This is a genomic window from Gillisella terrae (assembly GCF_004801395.1).
Lineage (GTDB): Bacteria > Pseudomonadota > Alphaproteobacteria > Rhizobiales > Rhizobiaceae > Allorhizobium > Allorhizobium terrae.
In genome coordinates this window covers 141,988-160,322 of the sequence record NZ_SSOA01000007.1, presented here as the reverse complement: position 1 = coordinate 160,322, position 18,335 = coordinate 141,988, and the positions used below count along the sequence as shown (strand labels likewise).

The 18,335-nt window shown below is 55.3% G+C and carries 13 protein-coding genes; 4 read left to right on the top strand and 9 right to left on the bottom strand.

What is annotated here, in order from left to right; translation table 11 throughout:
* Window positions 1–162: 162 nt before the first annotated feature.
* Window positions 163–2,751: a transglycosylase domain-containing protein gene (locus E6C51_RS14170; protein WP_190236433.1), complete on the bottom strand. Its 2,589-nt coding sequence runs from the start codon at window positions 2,749–2,751 to the stop codon at window positions 163–165.
* A gap of 217 nt (window positions 2,752–2,968) precedes the next feature.
* Between E6C51_RS14170 and E6C51_RS14165 the strand changes: the two genes are divergently transcribed.
* Entirely contained in the window at window positions 2,969–3,292 is a 324-nt protein-coding gene (locus E6C51_RS14165) for a hypothetical protein (protein WP_146932358.1), read from the top strand.
* A 55-nt stretch (window positions 3,293–3,347) separates the two neighbouring features.
* Here the strand turns inward: E6C51_RS14165 and E6C51_RS14160 are convergent, their stop codons facing one another.
* The 3 genes from E6C51_RS14160 to E6C51_RS14150 all read right to left on the bottom strand — a co-directional run bounded on the left by E6C51_RS14160 (window position 3,348) and on the right by E6C51_RS14150 (window position 6,325).
* Entirely contained in the window at window positions 3,348–3,806 is a 459-nt protein-coding gene (locus E6C51_RS14160) for a YbaK/EbsC family protein (protein ID WP_190236432.1), read from the bottom strand.
* Window positions 3,807–4,406: 600 nt separating this feature from the next.
* A complete protein-coding gene (locus tag E6C51_RS14155) occupies window positions 4,407–5,795 on the bottom strand; it encodes a M20/M25/M40 family metallo-hydrolase (protein WP_190236431.1) in 1,389 nt (462 codons plus the stop codon).
* A 77-nt stretch (window positions 5,796–5,872) separates the two neighbouring features.
* Complete coding sequence (locus tag E6C51_RS14150) at window positions 5,873–6,325, bottom strand: MarR family winged helix-turn-helix transcriptional regulator (RefSeq protein WP_146932366.1); 453 nt, start codon at window positions 6,323–6,325, stop codon at window positions 5,873–5,875.
* Window positions 6,326–6,755: 430 nt separating this feature from the next.
* On the opposite strand from E6C51_RS14150, the gene polA reads away from it, so the two are divergent.
* Window positions 6,756–9,737, top strand: a complete 2,982-nt coding sequence (polA, locus tag E6C51_RS14145) for a DNA polymerase I (protein WP_190236463.1) — start codon at window positions 6,756–6,758, stop codon at window positions 9,735–9,737.
* Between the two features lie 18 nt (window positions 9,738–9,755).
* On the opposite strand, the gene E6C51_RS14140 is transcribed toward polA, so the two are convergent.
* From E6C51_RS14140 to E6C51_RS14130, 3 genes are all read right to left on the bottom strand, one after another.
* Window positions 9,756–10,616, bottom strand: coding sequence for a C40 family peptidase (locus tag E6C51_RS14140; RefSeq protein ID WP_190236430.1), 861 nt, complete (start codon window positions 10,614–10,616; stop codon window positions 9,756–9,758).
* Between the two features lies 1 nt (window position 10,617).
* Window positions 10,618–10,968: a MarR family winged helix-turn-helix transcriptional regulator gene (locus E6C51_RS14135; RefSeq protein ID WP_146932372.1), complete on the bottom strand. Its 351-nt coding sequence runs from the start codon at window positions 10,966–10,968 to the stop codon at window positions 10,618–10,620.
* Window positions 10,969–11,076: 108 nt separating this feature from the next.
* Window positions 11,077–12,465: a leucyl aminopeptidase family protein gene (locus tag E6C51_RS14130; RefSeq protein ID WP_190236429.1), complete on the bottom strand. Its 1,389-nt coding sequence runs from the start codon at window positions 12,463–12,465 to the stop codon at window positions 11,077–11,079.
* A gap of 386 nt (window positions 12,466–12,851) precedes the next feature.
* Between E6C51_RS14130 and E6C51_RS14125 the strand changes: the two genes are divergently transcribed.
* Together E6C51_RS14125 and E6C51_RS14120 are read left to right on the top strand one after the other, a co-directional pair.
* On the top strand, window positions 12,852–13,688 hold the full coding sequence (locus E6C51_RS14125) for a tetratricopeptide repeat protein (RefSeq protein WP_190236428.1): 837 nt from the start codon (window positions 12,852–12,854) through the stop codon (window positions 13,686–13,688).
* 702 nt (window positions 13,689–14,390) lie between these two features.
* Window positions 14,391–16,337 (top strand): methyl-accepting chemotaxis protein, encoded by a 1,947-nt coding sequence (locus E6C51_RS14120; protein WP_190236427.1) that lies wholly within the window; start codon window positions 14,391–14,393, stop codon window positions 16,335–16,337.
* Between the two features lie 252 nt (window positions 16,338–16,589).
* Here the strand turns inward: E6C51_RS14120 and phnN are convergent, their stop codons facing one another.
* Together phnN and E6C51_RS14110 are read right to left on the bottom strand one after the other, a co-directional pair.
* A complete protein-coding gene (phnN, locus tag E6C51_RS14115) occupies window positions 16,590–17,183 on the bottom strand; it encodes a phosphonate metabolism protein/1,5-bisphosphokinase (PRPP-forming) PhnN (RefSeq protein ID WP_230987311.1) in 594 nt (197 codons plus the stop codon).
* Complete coding sequence (locus E6C51_RS14110) at window positions 17,183–18,325, bottom strand: alpha-D-ribose 1-methylphosphonate 5-triphosphate diphosphatase (RefSeq protein WP_190236426.1); 1,143 nt, start codon at window positions 18,323–18,325, stop codon at window positions 17,183–17,185. The genes phnN and E6C51_RS14110 overlap by 1 nt, the downstream gene beginning before the upstream one ends.
* Between the last annotated feature and the right edge of the window lie 10 nt (window positions 18,326–18,335).

Sequence of the window (18,335 nt, the reverse complement as noted above, 5' to 3'; positions counted from 1 at the left end):
GATGGAGGCCTGCAAACATCTCCCATTTTTTTCAGAATACTGAGGTGAGCATGCGCAAGAGGCACATTAACCCGCGTGTCCTATTTGTTTTATCTCTTCACCTTGTGGCAAGCTTACCCAGAATCAGGCGGGCGACACCTGTATCCGTTTATCCCCTCTTTGCTAACGCCCCATCAGAACGTCGAGCAAAGTGGTGTTATCCCCTCTGCTGCCCTGCGTGCGCTGACGTCCGCCCACATCGGCGGGCGGCGTTGCACCGGCATTTCCACCCGGATAGTCGTTTTGCACCGGCGGATAGCCGTTTTGCACCGGCGGATAGCCTTGCGGTTCCTGCCCCGGCGGCACACGGCCTTCCAACACCAGCGGACCTTCCGGGCGGCCATTTCCCGGATCACTATAGGGATCATTATAGGGATCGACGTCTTGTCTGTTTTCTGGCTCATAACGTCCCTGCCCATATTGGCCTTGCTGTCGCGGCGGCACACCCTGTTGCGGTGGCTGCGGCGGGATCGGCTGGCGGATATTGGGCTGAGCAGCATTTGGATAGTTTGCGGGCGGATAAGCGGCCTGCGGCTGGTTCATGTCCTGATTTAAAGCCGGATTGGCTGGCTGCGGAGAGCCGGGCGGCAGCGGGTTCACCGGCTGTGGTGCCGGCGGATATTCATTTTCCGGCGTCGACGGCGTGCCAGACAAAACCTGCCGGATCATCGACGTCAGTGATGGTTCCTGATCGGTTTGCGGGGTTGGATCGCCAAACAACGGCACTGGCGTCAGACCTTTTTGGGCTGCCGTCATGAAATCCTTCCAGGTTTTGGCGGGCAGGCCACCGCCGGTCACCCGTTTCATCGGTGTGCCGTCATCATTGCCAAACCATACACCGGTTGTGAGATTGCTGGTAAATCCAACAAACAAGGCGTCGCGATAGGATTGCGTGGTGCCGGTCTTGCCAGCTGCCTGCCAGTTTTTCAAACGCGCAGCCTTGCCCGTGCCGTTGGTAATGACGCCTTCCATCATCTGAGTCATTTCAGTCACAACCTTTTGGCTGAGAACCCGCGGCGGCTCACCATAATCGGCGGTGTAGAGAACCTTTCCGTCTGTGTCGGTAATCTGGCTGATCACATGCGAGGTTGCCTTGAAACCGCCATTCATGAACGGCGCATACGCCGAGGTCAGCTCCAGCAGCGACACTTCAGACGTTCCAAGCGCAATAGAGGCATTGTTTTGCAAATCTGATTCAATGCCAAGCCGGTGCGCCATCTTGATGACCTGATCCGGCCCCACCTTCATCACCAGTTGCGCAGCAATGGTGTTGAGCGAATTGGCCAAAGCATAAGCCAATGTGACAGGGCCATTGTATTTCTGCTCGTAATTTTCCGGCGTCCAATTGCCGATTTTCACAGGACCATCATTCATCACCGTTTCGGGTGTATCGCCCATTTCCATTGCCGTTGCGTAGACAAAGGGTTTGAAGGATGAACCCGGCTGACGTTTTGCCGTCACCGCACGATTATACTGGCTGGTGGCATAGTCACGCCCGCCAACAAGGGCGCGCACCGCGCCATTGCCATCGACAGCAACAAGCGCCGCCTGCGTTGCATTGAATTTCTTGCCATCCTTGTCCAGCGTGGTGGCAATGGCCGTCTGCGCGGCGCTCTCCAGTGCCGGATCAATGGTGGTTGTCACCACAATGTCCTGCTTGACGTCGCCAATCAGCCCCTTCAACTGGCCAGCCACCATATCGGCCACATATTGGCCCGATCCATCGGTCTGGCGCTTGGCATGGTCCGGCGTCTGCTTCATGGCGCGATTGAAATCGCTATCGGTGATATAGCCCTGCTCGCGCATGGCCCCCAAAACGATCTTGGCGCGGTCCTCGGCAGGCTTTGGATTGTTGACCGGCGAAAGCCGCGATGGTGCCTGCACCAGCCCGGCCAGAAGCGCTGCTTCCCCCAGATTGATGTCGCGCGCCGATTTGTTGAAATAGCGCCGTGATGCGGCCTCAACCCCATAGGCGTTATCGCCAAAATAGACGCGATTGAGATACATCGCCAAAATCTGGTCTTTGGTGTATTTCTGCTCCAGCCACAGCGACAGCAGCACTTCCTGCACCTTGCGCTCAAAGGTTTTCTTTGGCGACAAAAACAGGTTTCTGGCCAATTGCTGGGTAATGGTCGAGGCACCCTGCGCCCGATGGCCCAACAGAATATTGGTCACAAAGGCGCGGCCAATGCCGATAAAATCGACACCAAAATGGCTGTAGAACCGCTTGTCCTCAATCGCCACAATGGCTTCTGGCATATAGGGCGACATTTCATCCAGCGGCAAGGCTTCGCCACCCGTCACGCCACGGTTGGCAATCAAGGTGCCATCGGTTGCGACAATCTTGATATTGGGTGCACGCGCGGGCACCTGCCATGTGCTGGCACTGGGCATTTGCGAGGCAAAATAGATCACCATGCCAACGACACCAATGGTGCCCCAGATGCCGAGAACAATGCACCAATAAAACAGGCGGCGAATCCAGCCAAACAGCCCGGTGGAGCGCTCGCGCTCGCGCCAGCGCGCCCTGCGCGACAAAACTTCGCCCTCAAGGGGCTCATCTTTTTTTGATTTCTTCCTGGATGGAGCCTTCGATCGTCCACCAATCACGCGATCACTGCTATCGACCCGGATGTCGTCATCACTGTCATCATCCTCTGGCGCACCAAAGGAGGGTTCGATACGGTTACGTGATTTCTTCATACCTGCCATTACGCGCTGGCCGTTTTCCTGAAAACGGGCGGTGAGAACCTTTGCCGGAAAAATCTACTTATAATGTCTTGGTCCGCGATGGAAGACCATGCTCCTGCTGCACACCCATTGCGGCAACTGTAAGAAGGAAAGCCCTGTAAATGTTCATTTCCTCATAAAAGCGGAACAAAACCCCTGCATCAGCGTTATTGATGCGAAACAAACAGGGAGTTACCCGATGGCTGATAATACACGTATGCAAGAAGAAATGCGCGCATTGCAAGATCAAATTGCCAATCTGAAGGACAGTTTGACATCGCAAGGTTATTCTGTTGCAGATCAGGTCCGCGACACTGCCTCCTCTGCCTTCAATGGTGCCGCCCGCAAGGTTGATGGTGCTACTCGCTACGCCCGCAATGAAGCGGCATCTGTTGCGGGGATTGTGCGTGAGCACCCAACAGCGACATCAACCGCCCTTCTGGGCATGGCCCTGGTTGGCGGCGTGCTGGGCTATCTGCTGGGCAGCCAGACCGCTGAGGAACCCCGTCGCCGCTGGTATTGATAGGGCGAAATTTTAAGCAAGACAAAAGGGTGGCGCATGAAGCGCTGCCCTTTTTTTATTGAAAAACATCAATCCATTGCGCCTCGGTCAACTCGACCATGCGCTGAGGCGCGATGCGCACCGCTGAATTGGTGGCCCCTGCGGCAGGCACCACAACATCATAATCTTTCAAAGACACATCGCAAAAGATCGGTAGCGGCGTTGCCACGCCAAACGGGCAAACCCCACCCACCGGATGGCTGGTCAGCGCCTCGACCTCTTCGGCACCCAACATGCGGGGCTTGTTGCCAAAACGCTCTTTAAACTTTTTATTGTCCAACCGCCGCATTCCGGCGGCCACCACCAGCATGGTCAGATCCCCGGCCCGCAAACATAGGGTTTTGGCAATCTGATCTGGTTCCACCCCATGGGCCTCGGCGGCCAAGGGCACGGTTGCCGAGCTTTGCTCGGTTTCGATCACATGAATATCCGGCGCATGGGCCGCGAAGAAATCTTTGACGGATATAAGGCTCATACGAGAAGTATGGAATCGCTTTACGCGTCTGCGCAAGGCCAGATTGACGCCAATCCGTCAGAAATTTTCGTCCCGCCCTTGAAACGGAAACGAGAGACACCATTTACAGTGCAGTTACTGACGCGGACTTTCCAAAATGTTTGTGTCGTCGACGATGTTTATTTTGGATTAACCAAGAATTAAGCATTTGGCGCGATAGTTTAGACATACGGAAGATAAGGCTAAGGCCTTTAACCGTCACTAGCTGAAGCCTCGCGCTTCGTTGACCACGGATGTACTGGCAACGAGATGAGCGAGTGGGAAAGGTCGGGTTAAATCCCCGGCCTTTTTGCTTTTTGGGGCCATGGTGCAAAAATGCCCGGCTCCATTATCACAGGACAGGACGCCAAGAGTCCTGAGCTTTAAGAACCCCTCCCCAACCCTCCCCACAAGGGGAAGGGAGTCTGTTGCATCCCGTGCCAGCGCAAGAGTTCTCACCAAAAATCATTCAAAAGCACAAGCTGAACGATGCACTCGAGGTGCTCCCTCCCCCTTGTGGGGAGGGGCCCTTCTTTTTGCGTCGTACATTCTGCACCATCACAGCGCGGGGCCGCTTTCAAATCACTTCGCCAAAGCGTCGATAATCCTGATCCACGAGCGGATGCCCTTGTGGAAAGAGGTCAGCTCATATTTTTCATTGGGCGAGTGAATGCGGTCATCGACCAGACCAAAGCCGACCAGCAGCGAATCCATGCCCAAAAACGTCTGGAAATCACCGACAATCGGAATAGAGCCGCCCATGCCAATCACTTCGGCAGGCTTTGGCCATTCATCCGACAGGGCCGTCTTGGCCTTGGTCAGAAAGGCCGAATCATAAGGCAGTTGAATAGCAGGCGATGCACCATGCTCATGGAACTCCACCGAGCAATCAGCCGGAATGCGGGCACGGACAAAGGCGCGGAAGTTTTCGCGGATTTTATCCGGGTTCTGATCGCCGACCAGACGGAACGACACTTTGGCCGAGGCCTTGGAGGCAATCACGGTCTTGAAGCCTTCGCCGGTGTAGCCGCCGATAATACCGTTGACTTCCGCCGTGGGCCGCGCCCAGGTCAGCTCCAGCACGCTGCGGCCCTGCTCACCCGATGGAATGGAAAGGCCAACATCTTTCAGGAACGTGTCCGCCGTGCGGCCCAGCTTGTCCCAGGACGCCTTGATATTGGCTGGCGTTTCTTCCACGCCCTCATAAAAATCATCAATGGTGATGCGGCCGGTTTCGTCATGCAGATCGGCCAGCACTTTGGTGAGGACATGGATCGGGTTGGCAGCAGCGCCACCAAACAGGCCGGAGTGCAGATCGCGGTCAGCGGCTGTCACGACAATTTCTTCACCCACCAGACCGCGCAGTGCGGCGGCAATGGCGGGTGTGTCCTTATCCCACATGCCGGTATCGCAGACCAAAGCGAAATCGCATTTCAATTCAGCTGCGTTGGCTTCCAGAAATGGCTTCAGCGATGGCGAGCCGGATTCTTCTTCACCCTCGAACAAAATGGTGACCTTGATCGGCAGACCGCCATGCACAGCCTTATAGGCGCGGCAGGCTTCCACAAAGGTCATCAATTGGCCTTTGTCATCAGCCGTGCCACGACCGGTGATCACCTTACGACCCGGTGCGATTTCCTTGATGGCCGGTTCAAACGGATCATTTTCCCAAAGGTTGAGAGGGTCCACCGGCTGCACATCATAATGACCATAGAACAGCACATGCGGCGCATTTTCGGCTGCACCATCATGATGACCAACCACCATGGGATGACCGGCGGTATCACGCACTGAGGCGTTGAAGCCAAGCGCGTTCAACTCCTTGGTCAACCACTCAGCCGCTTTACGGCAATCGGCTTTGTAAGCCGGGTCGGTTGAGATCGAAGGAATGCGCACAAGATCAAAAAGCCGCTCAAGGCTTTGCGGCAAAGCCTCATCGGCATTTGCCAAAACGGGGGCGATATCGGTCATGGAACTATCCTGCACTGTTCAAGTTAGTGCATTGATAGACCACCCCGCCCGCTGTTTCGAGGGAGGAGATCAAAAAATCAGTGATCAGGGTCAGATTTGTTGGCGTCCCGGGCATTGTCCAGCGCATGGCGCATGAATTCCAGCAACAGCTCTTTTTCAAACCGTTTGAGGCCGTTCAAAAGAACGTTATCAGCCGCACAAACGGCAGAAATGGCCCCGTCTTTGATCTCGCGCGCCTTATCGGTCAGATAAATCAATTGGGCGCGTCGATCTGTGGGGTGCGGTTTGCGCTCAATCAAACCATCACGCTCCATGCGCGACAGCGTATTGGCCATGGTGGCCTGCTCAATATCCACCCGCTCCAGCAATTGTTTCTGGGTGAGGCCATCACCTTCCCACAGCTCGACAAGAATGGGAAATTGACCTGCGGAAAAACCCAGCTGCAATGCCTGACTTTGCAAAGCCCTGGCAAATTCTTTGGCGAGTTGGCTCACAAGATAGCTTGGTGACTGCTCACGATGAAACCCCATAATCAAATGATAAGCTGGATTTGAAAGGGAAGCAACTTGGCTTTCGACCAGGCTATAAATGAAAAAGTCGCCACAGCATGGGGGGATACTGTAACGACTCTTTCAAAATTTAGAACAAAGGCCCGGAGAGGGGGGATAAGGCCTTTGTTCTGGAAGCCTGAAGCGGCGGGGGACGAGCCGGCTTTCAGACCGCGACGCTTTTTATCGTGCGTCGGTGAAGACTAAATGCGCCGCCAATTGTGTCATTTCAAGGGTAACAAGATTACAATGCGGTAAGCTTTTCGTGATGATCGGTTTTCCGGCATTTCTTGCCCGCACTGCCTTCCACGTGGTCTCAGGCGCGGTGTGCTTAAAGGCATCCCGCCGATTCCGGTTTAAACAATGATGCAATGGCATGGACCTTTTGTGCGCGGCGCGCTATCCATTTGCCATGAAAAACGGCGATCATCTTTTCCTAGTCGACGGCTCTGGTTTTATCTTCCGGGCCTTCCATGCGCTTCCAGCGCTCACCCGCAAATCCGACGGCCTGCCGGTTGGTGCCGTCTCGGGCTTTTGCAACATGATGTGGAAGCTTCTGACCGAAGCGCGCGACACATCGGTGGGCGTAACGCCCACCCATCTGGCGGTGATTTTCGACTATTCGTCGAAAACCTTCCGAAAAGATATTTATCCCGACTATAAGGCCAACCGCTCGGCCCCGCCGGAAGAGTTGATACCGCAATTTGGCCTGATCCGTCAGGCCACCCGCGCCTTCAATCTGCCCTGTATTGAAACCGAGGGCTTTGAGGCCGACGACATTATTGCCACCTATGCCCGCAAGGCAGAAGCCTTGGGCGCTGATGTCACCATTGTCTCCTCCGACAAGGATTTGATGCAGTTGGTAACCCCCAATGTGCATATGTATGATGCCATGAAGGACAAGCAGATCGGCATTCCCGATGTGATTGAGAAATGGGGTGTGCCGCCAGAAAAGATGATTGATCTGCAATCACTGACCGGCGATAGCACCGATAACATTCCCGGCATTCCCGGCATTGGCCCCAAAACAGCGGCGCAATTGCTGGAAGAATATGGCGACCTCGATACGCTGATGGCCCGCGCAGGCGAGATCAAACAAAACAAGCGCCGTGAAAATATTCTGGCCGGTGTTGAAGCCGTCAAGCTGTCGCGCCAATTGGTGACATTGCGCACCGATGTGCCGCTGGAGCTGGAGCTGGATGCGCTGGTTTTGGAACAGCAAAATGGGCCAAAGCTGATCTCCTTCCTCAAGGCCATGCAATTTACCTCCCTGACCAAGCGGGTAGCCGACGCCTGTGATTGCGATGCCAGCGCCATTGAGCCTTCATCGATTACGGTCGAGTGGGGCGATACGGCCCGCGGCCCCGATCTTGATCAAAAGGCCGAAACAGCTGACGACAAGCCCGCAGAAAAGACCGAAAAAACGCAAAAAAGTGCCGAGACAGGTCAAGGTGCCACACCTGCCGATCTCGTCACCAGCCGCGAAGCCGTCTTCAAGGGCCAAGAGATTGATCGCAGCAGATATGTTACCATCCGCGATCTCGACACATTGAAACAGTGGATTGCGGCGGCCAAAGACTGCGGGCTTGTGGCGTTTGATACAGAAACCACGTCACTGGACCCCATGCAGGCCGAGCTGGTGGGGGTTTCACTGGCCCTGCAGGACAATAGCGCCTCGCCGGATTCCACCGCCATCCGCGCCGCCTATGTGCCGCTCGGCCATAAGGCGGGGGCTGATGACCTGTTCAGTGATGGGTTGAAGCTGGTTGATGGACAAATTCCCATGGGTGCGGCGCTGGAGGCGCTGAAAGACCTTCTGGAAGACACGTCCGTCCTCAAAATCGCGCAGAACCTGAAATATGATTATCTGGTGATGAAACGCCACGGCATTACCATTGCCGGTTTTGATGACACCATGCTGATCTCCTATGTGCTGGAGGCTGGCAATGGCAATCACGGCATGGACAGCCTGTCGGAGCGCTGGCTGGGGCACACACCGATTCCCTATAAGGATGTGGCGGGCAGCGGCAAATCACTGGTCACCTTTGATCGCGTCGACATTGAAAAAGCCACCGCCTATGCCGCCGAAGATGCCGATGTGACATTGCGCCTATGGCTGGTGCTGAAACCCCGTCTGGTGGCAGCAGGCCTCACCCGCGTTTATGAGCGGCTGGAGCGGCCTCTCGTTCCGGTGCTGGCGATGATGGAAGAGCGCGGCATTACCATTGATAAGCAAATTCTGTCGCGCCTTTCTGGCGAGCTGGCGCAAAAGGCCGCAGCCTTCGAAGATGAGATTTATGAGCTGGCCGGTGAGCGCTTTAATATTGGTTCGCCCAAACAGCTTGGCGATATTCTGTTTGGTAAAATGGGCCTGCCCGGTGGTTCCAAAACCAAGACGGGGCAATGGTCAACGTCCGCGCAGGTGCTGGAAGATCTGGCCGCCCAAGGCGAACCGCTGCCACGCAAGATTGTTGATTGGCGTCAGCTGACCAAGCTGAAATCCACCTATACCGACGCCCTGCCCGGCTATGTGCACCCTGAAACCAAGCGGGTGCACACCAGCTATTCCATGGCAGCCACCACCACAGGTCGTCTTTCATCGTCAGAGCCGAACCTGCAAAATATTCCGGTGCGCAATGCCGAAGGCCGCAAGATCCGCACCGCGTTTATTTCCACGCCCGGCCATAAGCTGCTGTCGGCAGACTATAGCCAGATTGAGCTGCGGGTTTTGGCCCATGTGGCCGAGATTCCGCAACTGCGCCAAGCCTTTGCCGATGGGGTGGATATTCACGCCATGACGGCATCTGAGATGTTTGGTGTGCCGATTGAGGGCATGCCTTCCGAGGTGCGTCGTCGCGCCAAGGCGATCAATTTCGGTATTATCTACGGCATTTCGGCCTTTGGTCTGGCCAATCAGCTCAGCATTGAGCGCTCGGAAGCCAGCGACTACATCAAAAAATACTTTGAGCGCTTTCCGGGCATCAAGGATTATATGGAAAGCACCAAGGAATTTGCCCGCGAGCATGGCTACGTCGAAACCATCTTTGGCAGGCGCGCCCATTATCCCGAGATCAAATCCTCCAACGCCTCCATGCGGGCGTTCAATGAGCGGGCCGCCATCAACGCCCCTATCCAGGGCGCTGCCGCCGACATTATCCGCCGCGCCATGGTGCAAATTGAACCCGCCTTGGCAAAAGCAGGCCTTGGCGAAAAGACCCGCATGCTGTTGCAGGTGCACGACGAATTGATTTTCGAAGTCGAAGATGAGGCGATTGATGCCGCCATGCCGGTGATTATCTCGACCATGGAAAATGCGGCCATGCCTGCGGTGTCCATGCGGGTGCCGCTGAAAGTCGAGGCAAGAGCCGCCCACAATTGGGATGAGGCGCATTAAGCGCCTCCCCCGCCAGCCTTACGCAATGCGATCAGGACGGCGATAGCCGGTTGGCTGCTCATAGAGCCAGCCAATCCGCTCAATGGCGGCATTCAAATCTTCGCGCGCCACGCTCATCGTATGGCCATTGGCGTGCAGAAGGGTTTTTTCGTCTTCCATGATGCCGACATGGCCTTTCCAGAACACCAAATCACCGCGTCGCAACTCTTCGCGGGTGATTGGACTGCCAAAGCCGTTTGCCTGCATGTCGGAATCGCGGGGTGCTTCAAGCCCCATCATGTGCATGGCAAGCTGGACAAGGCCTGAGCAATCAATGCCCATGCCGGAACGCCCGGCCCAAAGATAGGGCGTTTCCAGAAAGCGCGCCGCAACCGCGACATAATCGACACCAGCAGGTGTGCCAATCGAGGCGCAATGATTGGCAATCACAGAGCGCCCGTCATTCAGCAGAAAATAGCGCGTGCCACGGGTTTCAGCCTCGCCCGTCACAGTCATCCGACTGCCCATGGAAATGGCATGGGCATTGGGAAAGCGCAGATCGGGACCATTATACAAAAAGCTGCGGGGTGCTGTGACCCAATGGGTCGCGGGCGTCTCAATCACGGTGAGCGATGTTTCCGGCAGGTAACCAACATAGCCATCGCGCACGGCCTTGACCCAGGCCCAGCCGTCGGCGCGTTCAAACACCAGAACATCCTCCCCCAATAGCAATTGCGTATCCAGCCCGCAGGCCAGATTTGGGCTTGGCCGCAGATCGGCAACAGCCAAAGCAATACGGGCCGGAGTGCCGCTGACAAAGCGCTCGGCTTCCACCTGTCCGCGCAGCGCTTCATCAGCCAGATCAGGTCTATAGGCGTGCAATCGACGATCCAGGGTCATGTCAGGTCCTTAATATACGCGCCCGATCCATAATCAGGTCACCGAGTTTTTCCAGGTACAAAGCGCCCGCGACCGTGCGTTTGATAATCACATTGCGGCGATCCAGATCATCACGCATCCGCTCAACCAACCCCATGTCGCCCATGGTGTCGAGCGCGCGGGTAATCACGGGCTTTGTCACATTCAAGGTTGCCGCAAGCCCGCGCACCGTGTGCGGCGGCGGCACCAGATAGATATGTAAGAGAATGGTCAATTGGCGCAAGGTCAGGTCAGGTCCGTCGTCTTGCACCTGCGCCAATGTCACATGATGCCAAAGCCCCAGAGCAGCTGTCGCGGTCAGTTCAATACTCATCGATCCGCTCCAGTTTCGTTTCGCTGCCGTTTCATATTCCACAAAAAAGCCGGGCGCTGCAAGCAGGCCCGGCTGATTTTTGACAGAGCATCAAAGTGCCGCAGACAATCACTTCATCGCAGCGATATGGCGATAGAGCGCACGGATAACCTGCGCTTCGCCGCCGACGGGGCTATGAGGGCGCTCTTGCGGTGCCCAGCCGTAGATATCAAAATGTGCCCATGAGGCGGTGTTGGTCACAAAACGTTTGAGGAAGAGCGCCGCCGTAATCGCCCCTGCCATGCCGCCAGCAGGCGCATTGGTCAAATCTGCCACCTGTGAGCGCACCAATTTCTCATAGCCGGCAAACAGCGGCATACGCCACATGGGATCATCCACCTCGAGGCTCGCTTCTGAAAGATCATAGGCCAGATTGTCGTCATTGGTGAAAAAGGCAGGCACATCAGGACCAAGGGCGACGCGGGCGGCCCCCGTCAGGGTTGCCATGTCAATCAACAGATCGGGCTGATCTTCATCGGCATAGGCCAAGGCATCGGCCAAAATCAACCGGCCTTCGGCATCAGTATTGTCGATCTGTACCGTGAGACCCTTGCGGCTGGTGTAAACATCGCCCGGACGAAATGCATTGCCAGCTATGGAATTTTCCACCGCAGGCACAATCACGCGCAGATCAACCTTCAGCTTGGCATCCATGATCATCAGCGCAAGGCCCAACACATTGGCAGCCCCGCCCATGTCCTTTTTCATCAACAACATCGAAGAGGCTGGCTTGATGTCGAGACCGCCTGTGTCAAAGCATACGCCCTTGCCAACCAGCGTGATCTTCTTGTGGCCCTTCTTGCCCCAGCGCATTTCCAGCAAGCGGGGTGCCTCGCTGCTTGCGCGGCCAACCGTATGAACAAGCGGGAAATTATGGGTCAGCAAATTGTCACCGGTAATGACGCTGACCTCTGCCTTGTAGTGATCGGCCAGGGCACGAAATGCCTTTTCCAGCTCAATCGGGCCCATGTCATTGGTGGGTGTGTTGATAAGATCGCGAGCCAGAAACACGCCTGCCAACTGGCGATGGATGTCGGCCGCATCCGCATCTTGCGGAATCATCAATCGGGGTGTGTCGGCCCGCTCGGTCTTGTAGCGATCAAAACGATAGCTTCCCAAACCATAACCCAAAGTCAACCGATTGGCGGTCAGAGGGGCCGTTTCAATGTGCCAGTCACCGGCGGGCAACGCGCGCGCCAGCTTGCCGGTCAGAAATGGATTTTCGGCAGGCTGACTTCCCAGACCGAACAAAGCGCCTCCCAAATGACCATCACTGGTTGGAATCAGCAAAACAGAGCCAGATTCGGCCTTATAGCCTGCCTTCTTGGCCCAATCGAGGGCAATGGGGTCAATCGTGCCTGTCTCAATATGGGCAGGCGTCACAGCAAATATGGGCAGCGTCTTGCCGCCTTTGGTCAAAAATGGAGTGGGGCGTTCAATATATTGATAGGGTGTCATAATTGCCTTTTGCTCTCTACCGTGGCGAACGCAAATTAACACTCTGTTAGCCTTAACAGATTATTACTGAAGTCAGCATTGCGTTGCGCCGAAAACCGCTATCTCAGGTTAGATCACATGCAGGTTAAGGAATTATGCAACCAATAGAGCGTGTTAGAGACTTCAATCCGGGGCACTTCAGCTTCTTTTGAAAAAGAAAACACACGCAGAGGAAGGGGATAGCTGTTCGTTTCACGTCGAATCAAACGCTGTTCCGGGCGCGGATTTAGAGTTCGTCAGGGAAAAGTGCAATCCGGTTTTCCTGACGAGACGAACGATAAAAGAAGCTTGGGGTCTGTCTGGCTCGGACTGAACCTGACAGACACGAAAGTCGCAAGGGTAGAAGCATGACCGTCCGGCAAACATCCTCAAAGGGTCAATTTCAGCCCGCTTTGGCACAGCGCGTTGTGGCGCTGACGGTCACGCTGCTAGCGCTCAGCCTTGCCGGTTGCGCAACAACCACCTCGCCTGACAGGATGAGCACAGGCTCTATTCCGACCCTGACAAAGCCAGTCGATCAAATGAGCCCCGGTGAGGTTGCCACCGCTACGGACTCCATGGGGCGGGCCTACGCCAAAACACCGCAGAACCCGCAAATCGGCATAGCCTATGCCAATCTGTTGCAAGCAAGCGGACGTGCGCCTCAAGCTCTGGCCGTGATGCAGCAAGTCGCCATTGCCAACCCCACCAACCGCCAGGTTCTGGGCGCTTACGGCAAGGCGCAGGCTGCCGCAGGCCAATTGGAACAGGCGCTCGTGACGCTGACCCGTGCGCAAACACCAGACAGGCCAGACTGGCGTCTCTATTCTGCCCAAGGTGCGGTCTTTGACCAGCTTGGGCGCGCGCAAGACGCCCGCACCTCCTATCAGCAAGCCCTGCAAATCCAGCCAAATGAACCATCCGTGCTGTCCAACATGGGCATGTCCTACGTGCTGAGTGGCGATTTGAAAACAGCGGAAACCTATTTGCGCACCGCGGCCCAGCAGCCCACAGCCGACAGCCGGGTGCGCCAAAATCTGGCGCTGGTGGTGGGTCTCCAAGGCCGGTTTGACGAAGCAGACAAGATTGCCCGACAGGAATTGTCGCCCCAGCAGGCTGAGGCCAACGTGGCCTATCTGCGCACCATGCTCAGCCAGCAGAACGCCTGGAAGCAGTTGGCCGCCAAGGACGGTGGCAAGGCCTGAAGCCTGTCGCGTTTTATCGTCATCAATAAAACGCCAACGGACATGCGACACGACAAGAGATGAAAGCCTGTCACAGTGAATCCCCTTCAATGTGACAGGCTTTACAGCGCCTCTCGCCAAATATGGCGCACAAAACTGTTACCACAAAAATCCGGGGCTGGCGCCTGTCCTCAGAGAAACAAAAGCCATGCCCGTTGGAATGATCAGCCCCAAAACCATCCGGGGCAATGATCTGTGATGTTCAGCGACAATGAAACTTTGTGCAAGATTGCAGCACGGCAATCAACCTCACATCAATTCTGACATTTCTACTGCTGTCATCGCGATCGGCCTGTTGATTACAGCGCCTCTCGCCATATATGGCGCGCAAAGGAAGCCGTAACACTTTTAATCTGCTGCATAATTTTCGCCTCAAATCGATTCCGATTTGAGGCGAAAATTATGAAGCAGAGGTGTGGGCAGTGGAGACAAGGCAGTGCCGGTCCAGCATCTTTTATACGGTGTATAATATATAAGGCCGAAAAAATTGACGGAAATCAAATTTAAAAGCATTTTTTTTATTGTATATTAAATAAGCCGCCCTAGATCTAATAAATTAGAAATACATTGTCCATGAAGGACTCTGCTCACTCGCTCGAGATGAATAATTCTACTTTAGAGTGAAAAAATCCCAATTTTCAAACAAACACAAAGCGAGAAGCGATGTCTTTCTTGAACAATTCGAGCATTAAGCTCAAAATTCTCTCGGTGATCATTCCCATCTGCCTGATCGGTGCAGGCGGTGTTGCCTACGTCGCAAAGAGCTATAGCGCAGCAGACAGCACCTATTCCGACTTTATTTCGACAGATACCGTGGCTGCAAACCAGATCGCTCGCTCGGTCACATCCTTGATGACGGTCGGCTACGACGTCTATCAGGCAATGACCTACGACAAGGGTTCAGATGAGGCCAAGCAGGTCATTCAGGATTACCAGAACAGCAAAAAGACGTTGATAGACCGGCTTGAAAAGGCCAAGGTTCTGACACCCGAAAATGCTGGCGATATTGATCGTTTCACAAGCCAGGCCAACGCAATCTTTGCATTGACCGATAAAGCCATGAATGCCGCAACGAGTGGCGATCTCGAACAGAGCAAGGCCACCATGGCTAAGGCCGATCCAATGATCGGAAAGTGGCGCACAGATTTACGCACCTGGAATGATGACAGAGCCAAGTCGCTTTTGAAAAACAGCGACGATATCACCGAAAATACCAACAGCACCATCTTCAATGCATTGCTGTCTCTGGGGATTTTATTCTCCGCCGGTATTGCTGCGGCACTCTACATCGCATCGCGCGGTATCACAGGACCGATCAACGTGCTTGCCGCCCGGATGATAACGCTAGCAAACGGACAAACCGAAGAAGGCATTCAGGGCCTTGATCGAAAAGACGAAGTTGGACAGATGGCACAAACTGTTTCGGTGTTCCGAGACAATGCGATTGAGCGCGTGCGGCTGGAACGGGAAACCGAAGCCAATCGCAGCCTGTCTGAAAAAGAACGTCTTGAGCGTGAGCAGCAAAAGGCAAAAGAAGCGGCCGACATTCAGTTTGCGGTCGATCATCTTGCCAGTGGCCTGTCTCATCTGGCCGATGGCGATATATCCTATCGGATTGATCAGACATTTACCGCCAATCTCGACATTGTGCGCGCTAATTTCAATGCCTCCGCAGACAAGCTGCAACAGGCACTGACGGGTGTTTTGCAAAATGCCCGCGCCATTGATGCAGGGGCCAATGAGATCAAATCTGCCGCCGATGATCTGGCAAAGCGCACGGAGCAGCAGGCCGCCTCGGTGGAAGAAACCGCAGCTGCCTTGGAAGAAATTACCACCACCGTCAAAGACAGCACCAACCGTGCGCAGGAGGCTGGCGCGCTGGTGGCACGCACCAAGGCTGGGGCTGAACAATCCGGCGAGGTGGTGCGTCGGGCCGTCGTTGCCATGGAACAGATTGAAAAGTCGTCGAGCGAGATTTCCAATATCATTACCGTGATTGACGAAATCGCTTTCCAGACCAACCTTCTGGCACTGAATGCCGGTGTTGAAGCGGCGCGTGCGGGCGAAGCGGGCAAGGGTTTTGCGGTTGTGGCGCAAGAAGTGCGCGAGCTTGCACAGCGCTCTGCCAACGCCGCCAAAGACATCAAGGCCTTGATCCACACGTCCAATGCGCAAGTCACGTCCGGCGTTCAGCTTGTGGGAGAAACCGGCAAAGCACTGGAAACCATCGTGTCGGAAGTGCAAGAAATCAATCGCCACGTCAGTGCGATTGTGGACGCCGCACACGAACAATCCAGCGGCTTGCAGCAGATCAACACAGCCGTCAATCAAATGGACCAGGACACGCAAAAGAATGCTGCCATGGTGGAAGAATCCACGGCGGCAAGCCACAGTCTGGCTCGAGAAGTCGCATCTATGAACGTGCTTTTGTCGCAGTTCAAGCTGTCCGGTGGTCAGCACACACCCGCAGCGGTCCGCCCCGCACAAAGCGCTGACACCGCCGTGATCTCGCCTGCCCGGGCATTGGGTCGCAAGATTGCCAGTGCGTTTTCGGGCAAAGCAGCGCCATCCACTGCCGCAGCGACCAATGCGTCATGGGAGGAATTCTGAGAATTCAGCCATAATATCAAGAGTCATTGAAAATGACTTTGGTATTCCTTCTGCAAATATCTCAAGCATCTGATGCATTTGAGATATTTGCAATGTCTTCAAGGAGAGGATGCTCTCGCATCTTCGCCTTGGTATAAGCCGTCATCGCGAAGCCGGAAAGAGACCCTCTCCGGCTTTTGCTTTCAGCAGGACGCGGTAACACTTTTAATCTGCTGCATATTTTTTTCCTCAAATCCAATCCGATTTAAGGAATTAGCGAGAGCAAGCCTTTGGCAGACAATCGTTGATCACGTTCAGAAACCGCTCTCCGGCGTCGGCCAAGCGTCCAGAATTATCGAGTGTGACCACATGATAATCGCCGACAATCTCAAGAGAACTTCGCGCAAGTCTGCGCAGGATTTCGTCCCGGTTTTCCCGCCCGCGGGCTTCGAGCCGGTCGGCCAGCACGTCTGTGCTCGCCGTTACGTTCACAACCGTCATCTGCGCAAATGCCCGTTGAAAACACGGCAAAACCGAGCGCGAGCCGTTTGCAATCACCACACCGCCTCGCGACAGCCAATCACAGACATCCTGCGGAATACCATAGCTCAAGCCGTGCGCATCCCAGTCTACGGCAAAACGCCCTGCGGCTTTCAGATCGTCAAATTCTGACGGTGTGGCCGCACTGTGATCTTCGCCGCCTGCGTTGGCCGGTCGGGTGATGACCCGCCGGACAAAATGCACATTTGGGTTTTCAGCAAGATGCTGTCGGGCATAGGCAATCAGACTGTCCTTGCCTGCACCACTGGGGCCAACCACAACAATCATTCGGCCTTTAAGCCCTGCTCCGTCCTGTGGGTCCGCCATCACGCCACCCTTCTGCCCTGCCGCCAGACAGCACGCACAACCGGCACACCATGATCACGACGCACCCGCACCAGATCGGCCCGCAAGCCTGTGGCAATCCGACCCCGATCATCGAGGCTCACGGTGCGGGCAGGTGTGGATGTGACCATGCTCAAGGCTTGCGGCAGGCTAATATGCTCAAACCGATCGGCCAGCACAAAAGGCGCGTGCAGCAGGCTGAGCGGAATATAATCGGATGACAGCACATCCAGAACCCCATGCTCGGCCAGATCAGTGGCAGCGATATTGCCAGAGTGGGAGCCACCGCGCACCACATTGGGTGCCCCCATCAGCACGCTCATGCCAGCCTTATGGGATGCGGTGGCAGCATCCATGCTGGTGGGAAACTCGGCCAGCTTCACGCCATGGCCCTTGGCTTCCTCCACATGCGCAAGCGTTGCATCATCATGGCTTGCCACAGTAATGCCGCGGGCGGCACAGATTTCCGCCAAAGCATCGCGATGTTTAGCAGAATAACGGCTGGAGGCTGCCAGGCGGTTTTCGACAAACCGGGCAAATTGCTCATCGGTCAGACCACGCTTGGTTTTGTAATAAAGCGTGTATTGATCCATGGTCTGAAACTGGCGCTGACCCGGTGAATGGTCCATCAGCGACACCAGCCGCACATGTGGATCTTCGCGAAAATCCTCAAAATGTTGTAACACATTTTGAGATGCCACTTCGCAACGCAGATGAATGAGGTGTTCGGCCCGCAAACGATCCTCTTTTTCGGCCGCCTGAATGGCATCGGCCATTTCACGCATCTCGCCGTCTTCAAAGCCGTCATCCGCGTCCGAGCCCATGCGCAGACAATCAAACACCGTAGTGATGCCGGACGTGACGATTTGAGCATCGTGGGCCTGAATGGCTGCCGTCTTGTTCCAGCGCACACCGGGGCGTGGCGAATAATGGGTTTCGAGATGGTCGGTGTGCAGCTCAACCAAGCCGGGGAGAAGGTAATCTCCGCCAAAGTCCTCGCCAACCCGGCTCACCCCTTCAGCAATATCGACAATCAGCCCATCGCGCACCACAACAGTGCTGTTGGGCAAAAGCCGATCTTCGAGCACCACGGTGGCATTGGACAATACGGTTTCATTCGACATCGGACATCCT